At 73.5% G+C, this 18,447-nt stretch carries 16 protein-coding genes; 7 read left to right on the top strand and 9 right to left on the bottom strand.

All coding sequences use genetic code 11. The annotated features are described in order from the left end of the window. Positions 1-5: 5 nt before the first annotated feature. The 4 genes from B4K29_RS00825 to B4K29_RS00840 all read right to left on the bottom strand — a co-directional run bounded on the left by B4K29_RS00825 (position 6) and on the right by B4K29_RS00840 (position 6,494). The gene (locus B4K29_RS00825) at positions 6-1,604 is read right to left on the bottom strand and encodes an NAD(P)/FAD-dependent oxidoreductase (protein WP_286966194.1); all 1,599 of its coding nucleotides are present in this window, start codon (positions 1,602-1,604) and stop codon (positions 6-8) included. After that, positions 1,597-3,771, bottom strand: a complete 2,175-nt coding sequence (locus B4K29_RS00830) for a molybdopterin oxidoreductase family protein (protein WP_286966195.1) — start codon at positions 3,769-3,771, stop codon at positions 1,597-1,599. The genes B4K29_RS00825 and B4K29_RS00830 overlap by 8 nt, the downstream gene beginning before the upstream one ends. Positions 3,772-3,806: 35 nt before the next feature. Further along, on the bottom strand, positions 3,807-5,222 hold the full coding sequence (locus tag B4K29_RS00835) for an MFS transporter (RefSeq protein WP_286958843.1): 1,416 nt from the start codon (positions 5,220-5,222) through the stop codon (positions 3,807-3,809). 189 nt (positions 5,223-5,411) lie between these two features. After that, entirely contained in the window at positions 5,412-6,494 is a 1,083-nt protein-coding gene (locus B4K29_RS00840; protein ID WP_286966197.1) for an NADH:flavin oxidoreductase/NADH oxidase, read from the bottom strand. 124 nt (positions 6,495-6,618) lie between these two features. Between B4K29_RS00840 and B4K29_RS00845 the strand changes: the two genes are divergently transcribed. Continuing rightward, positions 6,619-7,026 (top strand): hypothetical protein, encoded by a 408-nt coding sequence (locus B4K29_RS00845; RefSeq protein WP_029212576.1) that lies wholly within the window; start codon positions 6,619-6,621, stop codon positions 7,024-7,026. Positions 7,027-7,163: 137 nt separating this feature from the next. Continuing rightward, entirely contained in the window at positions 7,164-8,465 is a 1,302-nt protein-coding gene (locus B4K29_RS00850) for an MFS transporter (RefSeq protein WP_286966198.1), read from the top strand. Positions 8,466-8,473: 8 nt separating this feature from the next. Here the strand turns inward: B4K29_RS00850 and B4K29_RS00855 are convergent, their stop codons facing one another. Beyond that, positions 8,474-9,076, bottom strand: a complete 603-nt coding sequence (locus B4K29_RS00855) for a hypothetical protein (protein ID WP_286966200.1) — start codon at positions 9,074-9,076, stop codon at positions 8,474-8,476. Between the two features lie 83 nt (positions 9,077-9,159). After that, positions 9,160-9,522, bottom strand: a complete 363-nt coding sequence (locus B4K29_RS00860) for a hypothetical protein (protein WP_019287479.1) — start codon at positions 9,520-9,522, stop codon at positions 9,160-9,162. A 282-nt stretch (positions 9,523-9,804) separates the two neighbouring features. On the opposite strand from B4K29_RS00860, the gene B4K29_RS00865 reads away from it, so the two are divergent. The 5 genes from B4K29_RS00865 (at position 9,805) to B4K29_RS00885 (ending at position 14,922) form a co-directional block, all read left to right on the top strand. After that, a complete protein-coding gene (locus B4K29_RS00865; protein ID WP_239265788.1) occupies positions 9,805-11,037 on the top strand; it encodes an NRAMP family divalent metal transporter in 1,233 nt (410 codons plus the stop codon). Positions 11,038-11,046: 9 nt separating this feature from the next. Then, a complete protein-coding gene (locus B4K29_RS00870; protein WP_239265781.1) occupies positions 11,047-11,805 on the top strand; it encodes a LamB/YcsF family protein in 759 nt (252 codons plus the stop codon). Positions 11,806-11,809: 4 nt separating this feature from the next. Then, positions 11,810-13,498, top strand: a complete 1,689-nt coding sequence (locus B4K29_RS00875) for a 5-oxoprolinase/urea amidolyase family protein (RefSeq protein ID WP_286966201.1) — start codon at positions 11,810-11,812, stop codon at positions 13,496-13,498. Further along, on the top strand, positions 13,495-14,286 hold the full coding sequence (locus B4K29_RS00880; protein ID WP_286966202.1) for a putative hydro-lyase: 792 nt from the start codon (positions 13,495-13,497) through the stop codon (positions 14,284-14,286). The genes B4K29_RS00875 and B4K29_RS00880 overlap by 4 nt, the downstream gene beginning before the upstream one ends. Before the next feature lie 339 nt (positions 14,287-14,625). Continuing rightward, positions 14,626-14,922: a PPC domain-containing protein gene (locus tag B4K29_RS00885; protein WP_286961410.1), complete on the top strand. Its 297-nt coding sequence runs from the start codon at positions 14,626-14,628 to the stop codon at positions 14,920-14,922. 57 nt (positions 14,923-14,979) lie between these two features. On the opposite strand, the gene B4K29_RS00890 is transcribed toward B4K29_RS00885, so the two are convergent. From B4K29_RS00890 to B4K29_RS00900, 3 genes are all read right to left on the bottom strand, one after another. After that, the gene (locus tag B4K29_RS00890; RefSeq protein ID WP_286958834.1) at positions 14,980-15,633 is read right to left on the bottom strand and encodes a phosphatase PAP2 family protein; all 654 of its coding nucleotides are present in this window, start codon (positions 15,631-15,633) and stop codon (positions 14,980-14,982) included. 126 nt (positions 15,634-15,759) lie between these two features. Then, on the bottom strand, positions 15,760-16,503 hold the full coding sequence (locus tag B4K29_RS00895; RefSeq protein WP_286966204.1) for a class F sortase: 744 nt from the start codon (positions 16,501-16,503) through the stop codon (positions 15,760-15,762). 178 nt (positions 16,504-16,681) lie between these two features. Continuing rightward, positions 16,682-17,758 (bottom strand): hypothetical protein, encoded by a 1,077-nt coding sequence (locus B4K29_RS00900; RefSeq protein WP_286966205.1) that lies wholly within the window; start codon positions 17,756-17,758, stop codon positions 16,682-16,684. Between the last annotated feature and the right edge of the window lie 689 nt (positions 17,759-18,447).

Consider the following 18,447-nt stretch of genomic DNA (forward strand, 5'->3'; position numbering starts at 1 on the left):
CGACGCTAGGAAGGGGTTGTTACGCCGAGGCGGGCGCGATGTTTCGGGCGTGCTACGCCCGGTAACAACCCAGCGTCATCGGTGTCGGACGCGGTCCTCGCGGGGTCGCCGTCGACCTCGGCCAGCCACTCCAGCAGCCCCTGCACGGTGGCGGTGCACGTGCCGCAGCCCGTCGTGGCGCGCGTGCGGCAGGCGACGTCGTCGACCGTGCGGTCGCCCGCGGCGTGGGCCGCGACGATGTGGGACTTGGCGACGCCGTTGCAGCGGCACACGGTCGCCCGCCCCGGGATCAGGGCCGGGGACTGGGCGGTCGGCAGCCCACCACCGCCCTCGCTCGCCCGCAGCAGCAGTTGGGCGGGGTCGGCCGGCACGGGCAGCCCGCGCTCGTAGGCCGCCGTCAGGTCCGCCGCCAGCTGCGCGTCGCCGACCACGCTCGCCCCCACGAGCACGCCGTCGCGCACGCCCACCCGGACCCGGCGCCGGGAGCGCAGGTCGGTAACGGTCACGACGTGCACGTCGGTGTCGGCCAGGTCGTCGTCGGGCAGGGTGCCGAGCGCGACGACCGTGAGGTCCTTGGCCTTGAGCCGTATGACGTCTCCGCCCGCCGCCTCGGGGGTGGAGCCCGTCGGCGCAGCGGCCCCGTCGGTCGGACCCGTCGAGCGCGAGTCGCCCTGTCGCGCCAGGCGTCTCGCGACGGCCGCCGCCTGGTCCCAGCCGGGCGCGAGCAGCCCGCTGCACCCTCCGGGGGGTTCGGCGCAGTCGCCGATCGCCGAGACCCGTGGGTCTGCCAGGGATCTCAGGTCGGAGTCGACGAGGACGCCCGCGGCGCAGGGCAGCCCGGCGTCGGCCGCCAGGTCGGAGCGTGGCCGCACACCGGTCGCGACGACGAGCAGACCGCCCTCGACGACGGAGCCGTCGGCGAGCCGCAGCCCCGCCACCGCACCGTCGTGGACGACCACCTCGGCCGCCCGGCCGCCCGTGACGACGTCGATCCCGTTGTCGCGCAACGCGTGCCGCAGTACGGTCGCCGAGGCCGCGTCCAGCTGGCGGTCCAGCGGTCCGGCGCCGGAGTGCACCACGGTGACCGGCACGGCGTGGGCGCGCAGCCCCACCGCCGCCTCGACGCCGAGCAGGCCTCCGCCGAGGACGATCGCCCGCCCCACGGATCCCACGCGCGCGAGGATCGCCCGGCAGTCTGCGAGCGTCCGCAGGGCGTGGACACCCGAGGGCCACCGCGACGCGTCCTCCAGGCCGGCGAGCGGCGGCACGCGCGCGTCGGCGCCGGTCGCGAGCACGACGTGGTCGTAGGGGTGCTCGTCGCCGTGCTCGTCCACCACCAGCTGGCGCTCGCGGTCCAGGCGGACCGCCGCGACGCCGTCCAGCACCCGCACCCAGGTGGCGCAGTGCGGCATCGCGAGCCCGTCGACGGCCGCGCGTCCGCCGATGACCTCGGACAGCATGAGCCGGTTGTAGGCCCCCTCGGGCTCCGCGCCGATGACGGTGACGTCGAGGGCGGTGGGGTCGGCATACCGGTCCAGGTCGTCGACCAGTCGCGCCGCCACCATGCCGTGGCCGACGACGACGATGCGGGCGGGGTCAGGCACGGGGATCTCCTTGGGCGGCGCGGATGCTCACGGCCGTGACCTTGAACTCCGGCATGCCGCTGACGGGGTCGGTGGCGGGGTTGGTGAGGGCGTTGGCGCGCTCGGCCCCCGGGAAGTGGAAGGGGACGAACACCGTCTCGGGCCGGATCTCGCGCGACAGCCGGGCCGGCGCCGTGCACGACCCGCGCGCGGAGGTGAGGGTCACGTCCTGACCCTCCTCGATCCCGAGGGTGGCGGCCGTCCGCGGGTGCAGCTGCACGAACGCCCGCGGCTCGCCGGCCACCAGCTCGCGCACCCGCCGGGTCTGCGCCCCCGACTGGTAGTGCTGCAGCACGCGACCGGTGATGGCGTAGTACGGCGCGCCGGAACGCAGCTCGTCGTCCACGCCGCGAGGCTCGACGGGCAGCATGCGGGCCCGGCCGTCCGGCGTGGCGAAGCGGTCGAGCAGGGCGCGCGGGGTCCCCGGGTGCGCGGGATCCGGGCAGGGCCAGTGGATCTCGTCGCCGCGGTCGAGGCGCTCGTGGCTGACGCCGCCGTAGTCCGCGATCCCGCCCGCGCTGGCCCGCGCGAGCTCGTCCATCACGAGCGCGGGATCGGTCTCGAACCGCGCTGGTGCGCCGAGGCGTCCGGCCAGGGCGGCCCACACGTCGAGCTCGCTGCGGACCCCGGGTGGCGGGTCGATCACCTTGCGGCGCCGGATGACTCGCCCCTCCAGGCTGGTCATCGTGCCCTCCTCCTCGGCCCACTGCGTCACGGGGAGCACGACGTCGGCGAGCAGCGCGGTCTCGGACGGCACGAAGTCGCAGACGACGAGCAGGTCCAGGGCGCGCAGGCGCTCGGTGACCTGCACCGCGCCGGGGGCGCTGACGACGAGGTTGGAGCCGTGGACCAGCAGGGCCCGTATGCCGCCCGGTTCGCCCAGGCGCCCGAGGAGCTGCATCGCGGGGACACCGGGCCCCGGGAGGGTGTCCGGGTCGACGCTCCACACCGCGGCGACGTGCGCCCGCGCGGCGGGGTCGCTGATGGAGCGGTAGCCGGGCAGCTGGTCGGCCTTCTGGCCGTGCTCGCGCCCGCCCTGCCCGTTGCCCTGACCGGTCAGGCAGCCGTAGCCCGAGCCGACGCGTCCCGGCAGGCCCAGCGCCAGAGCGAGGTTGATCGCCGCGGTGACGGTGTCGGTGCCGTGCGCGTGCTGCTCCACGCCGCGGCCGGTGAGCACGTAGGCGCCGGAGCCGGACGCGAGCGGTGCTGCGGCCGCGAGGATCTCGGCGGCGCGGCGCAGGTCGTCGGCGGGGACGCCCGTGACGCGCTCGACCCGCTCGGGCCACCACTCGGAGACGGAGGCCCGCACGTCCTCGGCCCCGGTGACCCGCTCGGCCAGATAGGGGGTGTCGGCGCGACCCGTCGCCCAGACGAGGTGCAGCAGGCCGAGGAGCACGACGATGTCGGTGCCGGGGAGTGGCTGCAGGTGCAGGCCGCCCCCGTCATCGGTGAGCGCCGCCGTCGGCGAGTGGCGGGGGTCCACGACGACGAGGCCGCCGCGGGAGCGCGCGCCCGCGAGGTGCTGCACGAAGGGCGGCATCGTCTCGGAGGGGTTGGAGCCCAGCAGCAGGATCGCCTGCGCCCCACCGAGGTCGGCGAGGGGAAAGGGCAGGCCGCGGTCCAGGCCGAAGGCGCGGTTGGCGCCGGCCGCCGCCGAGGACATGCAGAACCGGCCGTTGTAGTCGATGAACGGCGTGCCGAGGGCGACGCGGGCGAACTTGCCGAGGGTGTACGCCTTCTCGTTGGTGAGGCCACCGCCGCCGAACACCCCGACGCAGTCCCGGCCGTGCTCGTCCTGCAGGGCCAGGAGCCGGGTGGCGATCAGGTCGAGCGCCTCGTCCCAGGTCGCCGGCTCGAGCTCGCCTGCGGCAGAGCGGATCAGCGGGGTCGTGAGGCGGTCGGTGGCACCGAGGACGGAGGCGCTGGTCCACCCCTTCTGGCAGAGGCCACCCCGGTTGGTGGGGAAGTCCCGCGGCCCCACCGTGGGCAGCGCGGCCTCGTCGGGGGTCAGGTCGGGAGTCAGGGCGGGCGTCAGCGTCATCGCGCACTGCAGCGCGCAGTAGGGGCAGTGCGTGTCGGCGGCGGCCCCCGCGAGAGGGGTGGCGGTCGAGGCGGCGGGGGTCGCCATACCGGCAATCTCCTCTCGTGGCAGGGACGCTCTCGTCAGATGCGGTGCGCGGCGACGCTGGACCCGCGACGGAGGTAGACCGCCCAGGTGAGGCCGAGCAGCAGCAGGTAGGCGCAGACGAAGGCCCACAGCGCGGCCTGCAGCGAGCCGGTCAACGACGTGGACAGGGCGAAGCCGCGCGGGATCAGGAAGCCGCCGAAGGCACCCACCGCGCCGGCGATGCCGATGCAGCCGGCGGCGGCCTTCTTGGCGCGGAGCAGGGCGTCGGCGCCGCCCTCGGAGGTGGCGGTGAAGACCGCGGGGATCATCCGGTAGACGGAGCCGTTGCCCAGCCCCGAGACCACGAAGAGCAGCAGGAACGCGCCGAAGAACAGCGCGAAGCTGTGCGCCCGCAGGCCCATCACGGCGCCGACGGCGCCGATTGCCATGACCACGAACGAGATGCAGGTGATCGTGGCCCCGCCGAAGCGGTCGGCCAGGCGGCCGCCGAGCGGGCGGGACAGCGACCCGACCAGCGCGCCGAGGAAGGCGAGGTTGAGGCTCATCTCGGGGAACTGCGCCTTGAGCAGCGTGGGGAAGGCGCCGGAGTAGCCGATGAACGACCCGAAGGTGCCGATGTAGATGACCGACAGCAGCCAGGTGTGCGGGTGCCGCGCGGCGCGGGCGTAGGACCGTCGGTCGGACCGGGTGCCGGCGATGTTGTCCATGCAGCGCCACGCGAGCACGGCGGCGAGCAGCACGAGCGGGATGAACATCAGGCCGGCCCGGTCCAGCGCGACGCCGGACGCCGTGACGATCACGAGGGGGACGGCGAGCTGCACGGCGGCCGTGCCGAGGTTGCCGCCGGCGGCGTTGAGGCCGAGGGCGGCGCCCTTCTCGCGCTCGGGGTAGAAGAACGAGATGTTGGCCATCGAGGAGCTGAAGTTGCCGCCACCCACGCCGGCCAGCGCCGCGATCAGCAGCAGCACGCCGAACGGCGTCTCCGGGTGCTGCACGGCCCACGCGAGGCCGAGGGTCGGCAGGAGGAGCAGCAGCGCCGAGATCGTCGTCCACGTGCGCCCGCCGAACGCCGGCACGGCGAAGGTGTAGGGCACGCGCAGCGTCGCCCCGACCAGGGACGGCACGGACACGAGCCAGAACATCTGGTCCACGGTGAGCGTGAACCCGGCCCGCGGCAGCTGCGGCACGACGATCGACCAGACCGCCCACACCGCGAAGCCCAGGAACTCCGCGAAGACGGACAGGACCAGGTTGCGGCGGGCGATGGTGCGCCCGCCGTGGTCCCACTGACCAGCGGACTCGGGGTCCCAGCCCACGAGGGTGCGGCCGGAGGCTCGGGTGAGTCCGGGGGCCAGCTCGCCGGGGGACGGCGTGTATGTCGTGGACGTTCCCGCGGCGCTGGCGGGGGCGCCCGCGGCGCTGGTGGAGGTGCTGCTCGTCGTGCTGCTCATCGGGGCTCCCGGTCGTGTGAGGGCTGCTCACGATCGACGCTAGGGAGCCCGCCGGCGCAGGCTGTTGCCCCTGTGTTGCAGTGACGTCAACGGATGTCCCGATCCGCGAGGCGTCGTTAACCTGCCGGACCCACGACCGTCCGGACGTGCTCCGGGGGCGCTCCCGGGTTGCTCCGGGGGGCGCTCCGGTCAGCGCCAGGCGCCCCGCCAGTAGGCCGGCGGGTAGGGCGCGTCGTGCTGGTCGACGCCCAGCTCGTGGGCGGCGCGCAGCGGCCAGGACGGGTCGCGCAGCGCGGCCCGGGCCAGGAGCACGGCGTCGGCGAGGCCCGCGTCGAGGATCTCCTGGGCCTGACGCGGCTCCGTGACCAGTCCCACCGCGGCCGTGGGGATCTCGGCTCCCTCGCGCACCTCGGCGGCCAGCGGCACCTGGTAGCCCGGCCCCACGGGGATGGCCGCCTGGGTCACGCCGCCGCTGGACACGTCGATCAGGTCGGCGCCGTGCTCGCGCAGCGTGCGCGACAGCGCGGTCGTCTGCTCGATGTCCCAGGCGCCCTCGATCCAGTCGGTGCCAGACAGGCGCACGAGCACCGGCTTGTCCTGCGGCCAGACGGCGCGGATGGCGTCGAGCACCTCGACCACGATGCGCGAACGTCCCTGCAGGTCACCGCCATAGGCGTCGGTGCGCTGGTTGGACAGCGGCGAGAGGAACTGGTGCAGGAGGTAGCCGTGGGCCGCGTGGATCTCGACCGTGTCGAAGCCCGCCTCGTCGGCGCGGCGTGCGGCGTCCACGAAGTCCCGCACCACCTGGGCGATCTCGTCGGTCGTCAGCTCGTGCGGCACGACCAGACCGTCTCCGGGCTCGGAGGAGGGGCCGACCGGCTCCCAGCCGCCCTCGTCGGCGGGGACGGTGCCCTCGGGCGCGCCCTCCCACCCGCGGTAGGTCGACGCCTTGCGTCCCGCGTGCGCCAGCTGCACGCCGATCGCCGCGCCCTGCCCGTGCACGAACTCCGTGATGCGCGACCAGGCGTCGCGCTGCTCGTCGTTCCACAGGCCCGTGTCCTCGGGGCTGATGCGCCCCTCCGGGGACACCGCCGTCGCCTCGGTCAGGATCAGCCCGAAGCCGCCCTGCGCCCGCGCCCCCAGGTGCACCAGGTGCCAGTCGGTGGGGACACCGTCCCGCTTCTCCACGGAGTACTGGCACATCGGCGCCAGCCAGACGCGGTTGCGGATCGTGAGGCTGCGCAGGGTGATCGGCTCGAACAAAGAGGTCATGGGGGCGGCAACCCCACGACGCCCGCGCCTGTTCCCCTGCATCCTCCCGGCCTGCACCCGGCCGGCAGCCGGCGTCGTCCACAGGGGGATGGGCGCATGTCCGTCGGCTGCCTAGGCTGGCCCCATGAATCCCTTCCTCACCGAGGCCTTCGCCGAGTCCCTGCTCGACCAGTCGCTCACCGGGGTGACCGAGCGGGGCGGGTGGCTCGGGTCGTTCGTGGCCAAGCGGCTCGTCACGGTGACCGCGAGCTCGCTGCTCGAGATGCCCGGGCCGTATGCCGACGCCCTGGCGCGGCTCAAGGCGACCCGAGGCGGCGAGGGACCTGAGCCGCGGGACACGGACGAGGGGCGGGCGCAGGGCTACTCGTGGGTGGACCGCGGTGGGGTCATGCCCGTCGTGCTCGTGGCATGGCTGATCGAGGGGCAGTCGCCGGTCCACGTGGAGGCGTTCACCAAGGCCAGGGCGGGCGACACGAGCGCCGCCGAGCGCGCGATCGCCGACCTCGCGAGCCGCCTCCGCGTCGAGGGCTGACTCGCCGCCCCTCGTGATCGGCGGGGGCAGCGCGGTGACGACGTTCGCGATGTGGGCGGGCCTTCCCGGCATACGGGCCGCTCCCTAGTCTCGCTGGCATCCCGCCGAGCCCTCGGCGACCCACCCCGGAGGTCGCGATGACCGCTCAGACCGTCCCCCCGCGGCGACGGTTGCACCCCGCGTGGATCGTCGCCGCGGTCACGCTGGGCGCGCTGGTCGCGGGCGCGGCCTTCCGCTCCTCCACGGGCGTGCTGCTCGAGCCGATCGAGCGCGAGTTCGGCTGGAGCCGGGCCACGACGTCGGGCGCGGTGAGCCTCAACCTCGTGCTCTACGGCATCGTCGCGCCGTTCGCCGCCGCGCTGATGGAGAGCTGGGGCGTCCGCAAGACCGTCACGATCGCGCTCGCCGTCGTCGGCGTCGCGAGCGGCCTGACCACCGTCATGACCGAGCCGTGGCAGCTGTGGCTGCTGTGGGGTCTGCTGATCGGGACCGGCACGGGGGCGATGGCGCTGGTGCTCGGCGCGATCGTCGCCAACCGCTGGTTCGACGAGCGCCGCGGCCTGGTCACCGGCCTGTTCTCCGCGGCCAACGCGACCGGCCAGCTGATCTTCCTGCCGCTCATCGCGGCCGCCGCCGAGGGTCCGGGCTGGCGCTACGCCGCCGGGGTGACGGCCGTGCTCGCCGTGCTCATGGCCGGACTCGTCGCCGTGTTCCTGCGCGACCGTCCGGCCGACATCGGGGCCCTGCCGTACGGCGCGACCGAGCCCCCGCCACCCGAGGTCCGCCGCTACGCCAACCCCGCGACGCAGGCCCTCACCGTGCTGCGTCGCGCGAGCCGGTCGTGGCCGTTCTGGGCGCTGATGCTGACCTTCTTCGTGTGCGGGTGGTCGACCAACGGCCTCGTGCAGACGCACTTCGTGTCGGCGGCGCACGACCACGGGATGCCGGCGACGACCGCCGCGGGGCTGCTCGCGGTGGTCGGGATCTTCGACATGGCCGGGACCGTCGCGTCCGGGTGGCTCACCGACCGGATGGACTCCCGCTACCTGCTCGCCGCCTACTACGGCCTGCGCGGGCTGTCGCTGCTGACGGTCCACGAGCTGCTCGCCTCGACCGTGCAGCCGGCGCTGTGGGTGTTCATCGTGTTCTACGGCCTCGACTGGGTCGCGACCGTCCCACCCACCGTGGCGCTGTGCCGGCAGTTCTTCGGGATCGAGGACTCCGGCGTGGTCTTCGGCTGGACCTATGCCTCGCACATGATCGGCGCCGGGATCGGCGCGAGCGTGGCCGGCGGCATCCGCGAGACGACCGGCAGCTATCACGGCGCGTGGATCGTGGCCGCGGGCCTGTGCATCGCCGCGATGACCTGCTCGCTGACCATCCCGCGACGTGGCGCGCCGGTGCACTTCGAGATGGCGATGGAGCCCTCCGACCCCTGAGCCGCGGCTCAGAGGGAGCGCAGCCAGCGGTCGCCGTCGTGCTCGAACCCCATGGCCTGCAGGTACTTCCGGTGCACGTCGGTCTCGGCAACCGCCACCACGCGGCGAATCCCCTTGCCCCGCAAGGTGCCGGCGCGGTCGGCATACAGCCATCGCCCGATCCGCGAGTCGCGGTAGGCATGCATCACGTAGTCCAGGTCGATCTGCAGGTCACGACCGTCCTTGCGCCCCAGCAGCGCTCCCGCGGGCAGGCCCTCGCGCGTCAGCACGAAGGCGACGTCGTCGAGGTGCGCGCTGGTGAATCCCGGCTGGCTGCGGTGGATGTCGTCGAGATGGGTGCGCAGGAAGTCCGCGAGGTAGGGGTCCTCGTGCGACACCTCCACCATCCCGAGGTCCTGGCCCGGGCCGAGCTCGCGGCGGAGGTACCACACGTTGATCAGCGCGATGATCCCGTTGGACACGATCACCGGCCACGCCCCGATCAGCGCGCCGTAGACCACGAAGACCACCGACCCCACGAACGAGATGACGCGCAGCCGCACCACGGACGTCATCGCGAGCGACACGACGATGAGGGCGGACGCGAGATAGCCGATGAGCTCGGTGGTCATGCCCCACCTCATCACGGCCGGGCCGTCGAGTCCCGCAGATCAGCCCGTATGCCGACCCGCCCGCCGCACGACGGGCCCGGGCATCAGGCGGTGGCCGCCGCCACGGGCAACCCCGCCTCGAGCCACGCCCCGAAGCCACCGGTGACCGCGGCGACGGGGGCCCGCACGGCCGCGCGCAGCTGCTCCGCGAGCGTTGCGGCCTCGTCGTCGGTGTCCGCGAGGACAAAGACCCGCTGCGGCGCCGGCGCGACGGCGAGGTCTGCGGCCAGGCGCGGCGCGAGGTCGGGGTGGATCGCGCCGGTGCTGCGGTCGCGGCGCGCGTCCACCAGGGCGGCCCGGGCATAGAGCGCGAACTGGTAGGCGGCCCGGGCGGACACGTGCCCGACGACCGAGGCGGTAGTGGCGGGTGAGGCGAACAGCTGGGTCTGGGCGGTGGTGTCGTTCATCGCGGGTCTCTCTCGGGGCGGGGCGGACGGTCGTCGTCGGCCGGGTCGGGGAGGGGCTGGGGGGTGGGGCTCAGCGCATGCCGCGACGACACCGGTCGGCCGCGGCGAGGCGGCACATTCGGTGGCTGCGAGAGGTCATGACATCTAGGAGACCACGGGCAACCCATCATCGGAAGTAACTCGACCGATAATTCCGCGTTATGAGACGGGAGCGCCAACGGGTGTTCGTCGCAGCGGCGGATTGGGGTTGCGCGCAGCCGAGACTGTGGTGCGATGACCGCCATGGTCGACACCCCACCCAGCAGCACGCCCAGCGGCGCCACCGACACCCGCGCCGGCGGACGCAGCGCCATCCTCGGCGCGATGTTCCTCATGGCGACCAGCGCCATCGGGCCCGGCTTCATCACCCAGACCACGACCTTCACGGTCACCCTGGGCGCCGCGTTCGCCTTCGCGATCGTCGTGTCGATCCTGGTCGACATCGCCGTGCAGATGAACGTCTGGCGGGCCGTCGGCGTCAGCGGCCTGCGCGCCCAGGAGCTCGCCAACCGCGTGGTGCCCGGGCTCGGCTGGGTGCTGGCGGCGCTCGTGCTCCTCGGCGGCCTCGTCTTCAACATCGGCAACGTCGCCGGCACCGGCCTCGGCCTGGACGCGATGATGGGCGTCGACCCGACCGTGGGGGCGGTCGTGTCGGCGGCCATCGCCATCGCGATCTTCCTGGTCAAGCGGGCGGGCCTGCTGCTGGACCGGATGGTCGTCGTCCTCGGCCTGCTGATGATCGGGCTCACGACCTGGATCGCCATCACGTCCAGACCGCCGGTCGGCACGGCCCTGCGCAACGCCGTCCTGCCCGACACCCTCGACGTCGTCGCCATCACCACGCTGATCGGCGGCACGGTCGGCGGCTACATCACGTATGCCGGCGCCCACCGCCTCCTCGACTCCGGCCTCACGGGCCCGCAGCACGCACGCGAGATCGGGCGCTCGTCGGTGCAGGGCATCCTGGTCACCGCCATCATGCGGGTCGTGCTCTTCCTCGCGATCCTCGGGGTCGTGGCGGGTGGCGCCACGCTCGCGAAGGCCAACCCCGCGGCGAGCGCGTTCGAGCAGGCGGCCGGGTCGTTCGGCCTGCACGCATTCGGGGTGATCCTGTGGGCCGCAGCGATCACGAGTGTCGTCGGGGCGTCATACACCTCCGTCTCGTTCCTGACGAGCTCTACCACGAGCGACCGCACCCGCAACCTGCTGACGGTCGTGTTCATCGTGGTCTGCACGATCCTGTTCCTCGTGCTGCGCAAGGCCCCGGTCACGCTGCTCGTCTTCGCCGGCGCCTTCAACGGCCTCATCCTGCCGCTCGGCTTCACCGTCATCCTGGTCGTGGCGATCTGGCGGCGGGACCTGCTGCACGGCTACGCCTACCCGCGATGGCTCATCGTCGTCGGGGTGCTGGCGTGGCTGCTCACCCTGTACCTCGGCTACCAGTCCCTCGGCAGTCTCGCCAAGCTCTGGGGATAGGAGGATCCCGTGCGCATCGACCTCAACTCCGACCTCGGCGAGTCCCTCGGCTCGTGGTCCATGGGTGATGACGAGGCCATGCTCGACGTCGTGACCAGCGCGAACGTCGCCTGTGGCTTCCACGCCGGTGATCCGCTCGTGATGCAGCGCACGGTGGCTGCGGCCGCAGAGCGCGGGGTCGTCGTGGGGGCCCACGTGGCCTATCGCGACCTCGTAGGCTTCGGCCGCCGCTTTCTGGACGTGGCGCCGCACGAGCTCGTCGCGGACGTCGCCTACCAGGTCGCCGCCCTCGACGGGATGTGTCGGCTCGCAGGCACCCGGGTCGGCTACGTCAAGCCGCACGGCGCGCTCTACAACACGATCGTGCACCACGAGACGCAGGCCCGCGCCGTCGTCACCGCCGTCAAGTCGTATGACGACGCCCTCCCGATCATGGGGCTCCCCGGCAGCGCGGTGCAGCGCCTGGCCGACGAGGCCGGACTGCCTTTCGTGGTCGAGGCGTTCGCAGACCGGGGCTACCAGCCCGACGGGACGCTGACGCCGCGCTCGCAGCCGGGCGCGGTGCTGCACGACGACGACGCCGTGGCGGCCCGCATGGTGCGGCTCGTGACCGAGGGCGTGGTGGAGGCGGTGGACGGCTCCCAGGTGAGGCTGTCCGCGGACTCCGTGTGCACGCACGGGGACTCGCCCGGCGCCGTGCAGATGGCGCGGGCCACGCGGGCCGCTCTCGAGGCGGCCGGCGTGCAGATCCAGCCGTTCCTGCGGTGACGTGATGCCGACCTGGCGGCGCCTCGGCGACACCGGCGTGCTGGTCGAGCTGCCCGGCCTGGACGAGGTGCTCGCGCTGGACGCGGCGGTGCGCGCCGAGATCGACCGTGGCTCAACGGGTCTGGCCGACGTGGTGGACGTCCTGCCGGCGGCGCGCACCCTGACGGTGACCGCTCCGGCCAGGAGCGACCTCGGGCGGCTGGCCACCGAGATCCTCGCCGTGGCAGCCGATCTCGACCCCGCCGCAGCGGCGGGTGAGGCCGACGAGGTCGAGATCGCGGTGCACTACGACGGGCCGGACCTCGACGAGATCGCCTCGCTGACAGGGCTGTCCGCCGACGAGGTCGTCGCCGCCCACACGGGCACCCCCTGGCGGGTGGCGTTCGGTGGCTTCGCGCCCGGCTTCTTCTACCTCGTCGACGGCGACCCGCGCCTGGCGGTGCCGCGGCGCGGCGAGCCCCGCACGGCCGTGCCCCCCGGATCCGTCGGGCTGGCAGGGGAGTTCAGCGGGATCTATCCTCGCGCCTCGCCCGGCGGATGGCAGCTGCTCGGTCACGTGGACGACGCCCTGTGGGACGTCGACCGCGACCCGCCCGCGCTCCTGCGGCCCGGGCAGCGCGTCCGCTTCGCTGCAGCACCGGCCGCCCCGGTCGGATCCGGTGACCTGTCACGGGGATCCGCTGCCCCAGGTGAGTCCCCCGACCCCGCCGCCGAGGGCAGTGCGGCCATGCCTGTGCCGTCGGCCACGACATCCGTCGGGGGCCGAGGTGTCCTCACTGAGCACGGGTCGCTGACCGTCCTCGCGACCGGTCCCCGGGCGCTCGTGCAGGACCGCGGCCGACCCGGGCTCGCCCACCTCGGCGTCGGTCGCTCCGGCGCCGCCGACCGCTGCGCCCACGCCCTCGGTCAGCGGCTCCTCGGCAACGAGCTCGACTGCGCCGCCGTGGAGGTCACGCTCGGCGGCCTCGCGGTCCGCGCCGAAGCCGACTGCCTGGTCGCCGTCACCGGAGCCCCTGCACCGGCCCGGGTCGACGACCGCCCGGTGGGTCACGCGGCGGTCCTGCGCCTCGTGACGGGTCAGGTCCTGCGGCTGGGCGCACCGGCATACGGGCTGCGCAGCTATCTGTCGGTCCGCGGAGGGGTCGACGTGCCGCCGGTCCTCGGCTCGCGGTCGACCGACACCCTCGCCGGGCTCGGTCCCGACCCGCTGTCGAACGGCGACGTTCTGCCCATCGGCGGGGCCCGGCGTGCCCTCCCGACGACGGAGCAGGCGCCGCTGCCCGGCGGTCCTCCCGCGCAGGTCGTGCTGCGCGTCGTCCCGGGTCCGCGCATCGACTGGCTCGCCGACCGAGAGGTCCTCGTCGCGACGCCGTGGGAGGTGTCGGCGCGCAGCGACCGGATCGGCGCCCGTCTCGTCGGCGAGACCCTGGTGCGGCACCCCGACCACGAGGGGGAGGAGCTGCTGAGCGAGGGCGTCGTCCGCGGCTCGATCCAGGTGCCGCCGGGGGGCGAGCCCGTGCTCTTCCTCGCCGACCACCCCGTGACCGGCGGCTATCCCGTCGCCGCGGTCGTCGTCGACGAGGACGTCGACCTGGCCGCCCAGCTGCGCCCCGGCGACCGGCTGCGCCTCGCCTGGCACCCCACCTCTCGTCCTGCCACCTCTCCTCCCGCTCCAGGATCGGAGACGACATGACCCGGGCCACCGATCCCGCGTCCCTGACTCCAGGCGAGGCTCGCGCCCTCTTCCGCAGCGGCCTGGTCACGCCGACGGCCGGCTGGTGCCGCGGCCACGCCCAGGCCAACCTCGTGTGCGTGCCGCGCGAGCTCGCCTTCGACATGCTGCTGTTCGCGCAACGCAACCCCAAGCCGTGTCCCGTCCTGGACGTGCTCGAGCCCGGCGCGACCTCCGGCCCGATCCTCGACGGCGACGTCCGCACCGACCTGCCGCTCTATCGCGTCTGGCAGGACGGCGAGCTCGTGGCCGAGGTCCCCGACGTGCGCGAGCACTGGCGCGACGACCTCGTGAGCTTCCTGGTGGGGTGCAGCTTCACCTTCGAGCACCCGCTGGTCGAGGCCGGGATCGACGTGCGGCACGTCACCGACGGCGGCAACGTCCCCATGTACCTCACCGACCGCCCCTGCCGGCCCGCCGGCACGTTCAGCGGCCCGCTGGTTGTGTCGATGCGGCCGATCCGCGCCGACCGGGTCGCCGACGCCATCCGGATCAGCGGGCGCTACCCCGGCGTCCACGGAGCGCCGGTGCACGTGGGGGACCCGGCTGCGTTGGGCATCGGTGACCTCGACCGGCCCGACTTCGGTGACCCGGTGCGCATCGAGCCCGGCGAGATCCCGGTCTTCTGGGCGTGCGGGGTGACGCCGCAGGCGATGGTCATGGCCTCGCGTCCGTCGTTGGCGATCACGCACGCGCCGGGCCACATGCTGATCACGGACGCGCGCGACAGCGACTACCTCGCCCTCTGACCCCTCGCGCCCGCCCCTCGCTCGACACCTACCTCAAGCCCACCAGGCTCGTGCGCGGCGACATGACCTGCGGCTACGCCTGCTCGGACCACGCATCGTGGACGAGCGCGGGCTACCCGTCGATGATGGCGGCCGAGCCCGAGATCTTCCCGCAGCTGCACACGAGCGGCGACACCCTCACCAACCTGGGCGGCGCCGCCGAGCCGTCCGCCAGGTTCGCCAAGCTCGGGCTCGCCTTCGTCGGGGAGGTCGCCGAGACGGCGGGCTCCACCACCCCCACCCCCACCCCGACGCCCACGCCGAGCCCCCACCCCGACCGGATCGGTCCTGGTCAACGGGGTGCCCCGCACCGGGCTGTATGGCGCCGCCGGCGTCATGACGGGATACAGCATCGCCGTGCCCGCCGGCGCCACCAACCTCGTGGTCAGCACGTCGGGCGGCACGGGCGACGTCGACCTCTACCTCAAGGCGGGCAGCGCGCCGACCACCTCGAGCTACGACTGCTGCCCCTACCGGTCGGGCCACACCGAGACCTGCACGGTCCCGGCGCCGGTCGCCGGCACGCACTACGTCGGGCTGCGCGGCTGCTCGGCCTACTCCGGGGTGACGCTCACGGCGTCCTACACGGCGCCCTGACCCGCCCCGCCCCACCACGATCGTGAGCGTCTCGTCCAAGAAGGCTGGACGAGACCCTCACGATCCTGGGAGGGGGATGCGGGCGCGGTGCTCGTGCACCACCAGCAGGCCGACCACGGCCCACGCGACGGCCACCAGCGCGGAGGCCACCGGGTCGCTCGGCCGGTGCCACCCCGCCAGGACCACGCCGAGCCCCGTGAGCGCGGTGGCGAGGGTGGCCAGCGTGGCCCACACCGCGCGCAGGCCGCCGCCCAGCGCCACGACCGCCGCCACCGCGAGCGCCGCCACGGCCCCCGTGTGGCCGCTCGGGAACGAGTTGCCGTAGTGCGAGATCCCGAGGTCCGGCCGCTCCAAGGTGTACTTGAGCACCTCGGCCGACACGAACGTCCCCGCCGCGCACACCATCCCTACGACCGCCGGCACCACGCGCCGCTGCGCCACCGCCAGCAGCACGATCGCGCCCAGCGCCGCGGCGCAGGACAGCGGGGTGATCACCCCGAGCGCTTCGGCGACGCGTCGGGCGCCGACGGGGGACAGCTCGTGCAGGTGCCACCAGATGCGGTGGTCCCAGGCCTGGCCGCGCACGGTGCACACGGCCACGGCATACAGGCTCGTCAGGGCAGCGCACGCCGCAGCCAGGCCGGTCATGCCGGCGAGGCGGGCGCGCACGAGGGCGGTGGAGCTCAGGGCGCGGGGGGAAGGGCTGGTCATGCGGGTCCTCTCGACCGGATCACGCTAGGGCAGCGGGCTGTGGACGGGCTGTGGCGCAGCACCGGACCGGGTGTGGGACGAGTGCGCGCCCCGGGGAAAGGAACCCGGGGCGCGCGCGTCCGCCAGTCAGCCGACCGGGACGAGCCTCGCGAGGTCGTTGCGGGTGCGGCTGGTGGTCTCGCACGTGACGAGACCGAGCTGGCGGGGTCCGGCACGGTCCACGATCCATGCCGGAAGGCTGTGCTTGTCGACACCCGGCAGGACCTCGACGACCCGCCAGGCCTGCCCGGCGACGCTGAGGGTGTCACCGGTCTTGAGCTCGCGGACGTACTCCAGCGCGCCGACCGTGGCGTCGCTGCGCGTGGAGTGGCCGACCACGATCGTCGTGCCCCGCGTCGCCCCGAAGTCCGGGCTGCCGGTCCACCGGCACACGGCGCCGATGTCGCTGGGCGGGGTGACGGTGTTGTCCTCGGTGGCGCACCCGGTGACCGGGGCGTCGACCCCGAGGACGGGGATGCGCAGGGTGCGGGAGCCGTCGTCGACGGTCCGCGCGCCGGGCTGTCCTGAGGCGGACGTCCCGCGGCCCGTGGAGGTCCCGGCCGGGGCGGCCGACCTGGCCGCTGACGACGAACCGGCCGAGGGAGTGCTGGTCGCGGCGCCGGCGCTCGTGGTGGCCGCGGCTCCACCGGTCGTGGCCGCCGTCCCCGTCGCCGACGCGGTGGAGGACGAGCTCGCGGCGGTCGGGCTGCCCGCCGCCACCTCGGTGCGGTGGTGGGTGGCCGCGGGGCCTCCCTCGCCGCCGCACCCCGTCAGCAGCAGGCCGAGCGCGACGGCGGCCGTGGCGGCCAGCTGCGGTCGTCGGGCCGTCATGTCGTCCTCCTGGTCCGTGGTCGATGGGTGTCGTGCACCCTTGCGAGAGTGGGTGGTTCGAGTGGTGGCGCGGTGGCCTGCACGGAGCGAGGCCCCCCGCTCCCAGGGGAGCCGGGGGCCTCGCCACCCGGCTGGGACGCGACGTCGCCTCCCAGCGTGTTGTGCCGTATGCCGTGTCTCAGGCGCTCTGGCGGCGACGGATGGCGGGCACCATCATCAGGCCCGCCGCGACGGCCAGACCGGCGCCGAGCGCACCGGCACCGAGACCGGACTCGTCACCCTCGACGCCGGAGTTGAAGACCGGCGCGCCGTTGGCCGTGGCCTTGGCGGGGGTCTCGGTCACGACGACACCGGACGGGGTGACGGGCGTGACGGCGACCGGCGTGTGGCCGACCGGCTTCACCTTCACCGGGGTCGGGGTCACGGGGGTGGGCTTGACCGGGGCAGGCGTCTGGGTGACGGGCTTCTCCGGGGCCGGCGTGGTCGGCGTGGTCGGGGTCGGGCAGGTGTTGTCGCAGTCCTCGACCGGAGGCGTCGTCGGCGTGGTGCCGCACGGCACGTTGGCGTCCTTGATGGTGTGCACGATCAGGTCGCCGGTCGGGAAGGTGTACCAGTCCGCCGAGACCGCCTTGACCACGAGGGTGCCGTTGCTCCACTCGCCCCGATCCCAGATGACGCCCTTGGCGTCGGGGAGGGTGACCTGGTCGTTGTCGGCGCCGCAGACCGGGACGACGACCGGGGCCGGCGGGGTGACGGTCTTGCAGATGTTGCACTCGTGGCCGGGCGTGGGCTCGTCGGACGGCGTGGGCTGAGGCGTGGTGTCCTCGGTCGTGGGGGTCTCGGTCGTGGGGGTCTCCGGCTTGGTGTCACCGGGCTTGGTGTCGCCGGGCTTGGTGTCGCCGGGCTTGGGGGTGGCGGGGCCGTCCGGGCGGTCCGCCGGGCCGCAGTGGTCCTCGTTGACGCCACCGTGGTTGCCGTGCTGGACACAGTCCTTGCCCTTGCCGGGGTTGGGGTCGTCCTTGGCCGGCTTGCCGGTGGCGCCGTGGTCGCTGCCGTCGGCCTCCTCGGCGTGCGGGGTGGTCTGCTTCGCCTGGTCCTGCTTCTTCGCCGGGTCCTGCTTGGCGGAGCTCTGCTTGGTGGGCTGGGTCGCCCCGTCGTGACCGGTGGCCATGGCCGTGCCGGCGCTGCCGAGAGCGACGCTCAGGGCGAAGGCGCCGGAGATGACGATGCGGCCGGTGGTGAGCGTGCGGTTCATGGTGCGGTTCCTTTCGTACGGAGCATCAGTGCTCCTGGATGTCTGATGTGCTGTGCCGCCGGGCCGAGCGTGGTCTCGGATGGTGTTCTGTGCGGCGCCCCCCGTTGACAGCAATTCAACGAGGGAATTCACGAGGCATCCCAGAAATCAATGGGAAATGATCCGAAGCAGGGAACAATCGATGCTCTTGGTCAGGTTCAATGCACGCTGAGTGATGTCCTGTTCATGGCGGCAATAACTCAGCGAAGCGCCCTGACCTGCAGAAACGCATCGGAAGGAGGAGTTTGCGCGACATACGTCGCTATGAGTAGCGGCATGGTCACGGTGCGTTCAACGGCAAATCTCGCCGCCCACCCTGAGTGCAAAGAATGCGCTTCCGCGCAGCTGGACAATGGGGACACATAGCCATGAATTCACGGCAATAAATGACGCAAAGAATGCATGCGAACACGGTGCGTAGTATTCGCGCCGCGAATGTCCTCAAATGCACCGTCCCGGGCGATTCGTTCTCTGACGCTGACGCCGCCGGCTCGGGGGCGGGGCACGGGGAGGTGTCGTCGGCTGCCGTCCGACGCGTCCTCGGGCCTCCCGCCATTGGCCACCCCTGGTGTTGTGGATCGTTCAAAAGGGGAGTTGAGGCGTCACTGGTGACCAATGGCCGGGCGGCGAGGCGTCACTGGTGACCAATG

Source organism: Arsenicicoccus sp. UBA6765 (assembly GCF_002453335.1).
GTDB lineage: Bacteria > Actinomycetota > Actinomycetes > Actinomycetales > Dermatophilaceae > Arsenicicoccus > Arsenicicoccus bolidensis.

Coding starts and splice junctions, on each gene's coding strand:
- B4K29_RS00830 (WP_286966195.1), bottom strand. CDS start 3,771: ATGGCGACCCCCGCCGCCTCGACCGCCACCCCTCTCGCGGGGGCCGCC.
- B4K29_RS00835 (WP_286958843.1), bottom strand. CDS start 5,222: ATGAGCAGCACGACGAGCAGCACCTCCACCAGCGCCGCGGGCGCCCCC.
- B4K29_RS00840 (WP_286966197.1), bottom strand. CDS start 6,494: ATGACCTCTTTGTTCGAGCCGATCACCCTGCGCAGCCTCACGATCCGC.
- B4K29_RS00845 (WP_029212576.1), top strand. CDS start 6,619: ATGAATCCCTTCCTCACCGAGGCCTTCGCCGAGTCCCTGCTCGACCAG.
- B4K29_RS00850 (WP_286966198.1), top strand. CDS start 7,164: ATGACCGCTCAGACCGTCCCCCCGCGGCGACGGTTGCACCCCGCGTGG.
- B4K29_RS00855 (WP_286966200.1), bottom strand. CDS start 9,076: ATGACCACCGAGCTCATCGGCTATCTCGCGTCCGCCCTCATCGTCGTG.
- B4K29_RS00860 (WP_019287479.1), bottom strand. CDS start 9,522: ATGAACGACACCACCGCCCAGACCCAGCTGTTCGCCTCACCCGCCACT.
- B4K29_RS00865 (WP_239265788.1), top strand. CDS start 9,805: ATGGTCGACACCCCACCCAGCAGCACGCCCAGCGGCGCCACCGACACC.
- B4K29_RS00875 (WP_286966201.1), top strand. CDS start 11,810: ATGCCGACCTGGCGGCGCCTCGGCGACACCGGCGTGCTGGTCGAGCTG.
- B4K29_RS00880 (WP_286966202.1), top strand. CDS start 13,495: ATGACCCGGGCCACCGATCCCGCGTCCCTGACTCCAGGCGAGGCTCGC.
- B4K29_RS00890 (WP_286958834.1), bottom strand. CDS start 15,633: ATGACCAGCCCTTCCCCCCGCGCCCTGAGCTCCACCGCCCTCGTGCGC.
- B4K29_RS00895 (WP_286966204.1), bottom strand. CDS start 16,503: ATGACGGCCCGACGACCGCAGCTGGCCGCCACGGCCGCCGTCGCGCTC.
- B4K29_RS00900 (WP_286966205.1), bottom strand. CDS start 17,758: ATGAACCGCACGCTCACCACCGGCCGCATCGTCATCTCCGGCGCCTTC.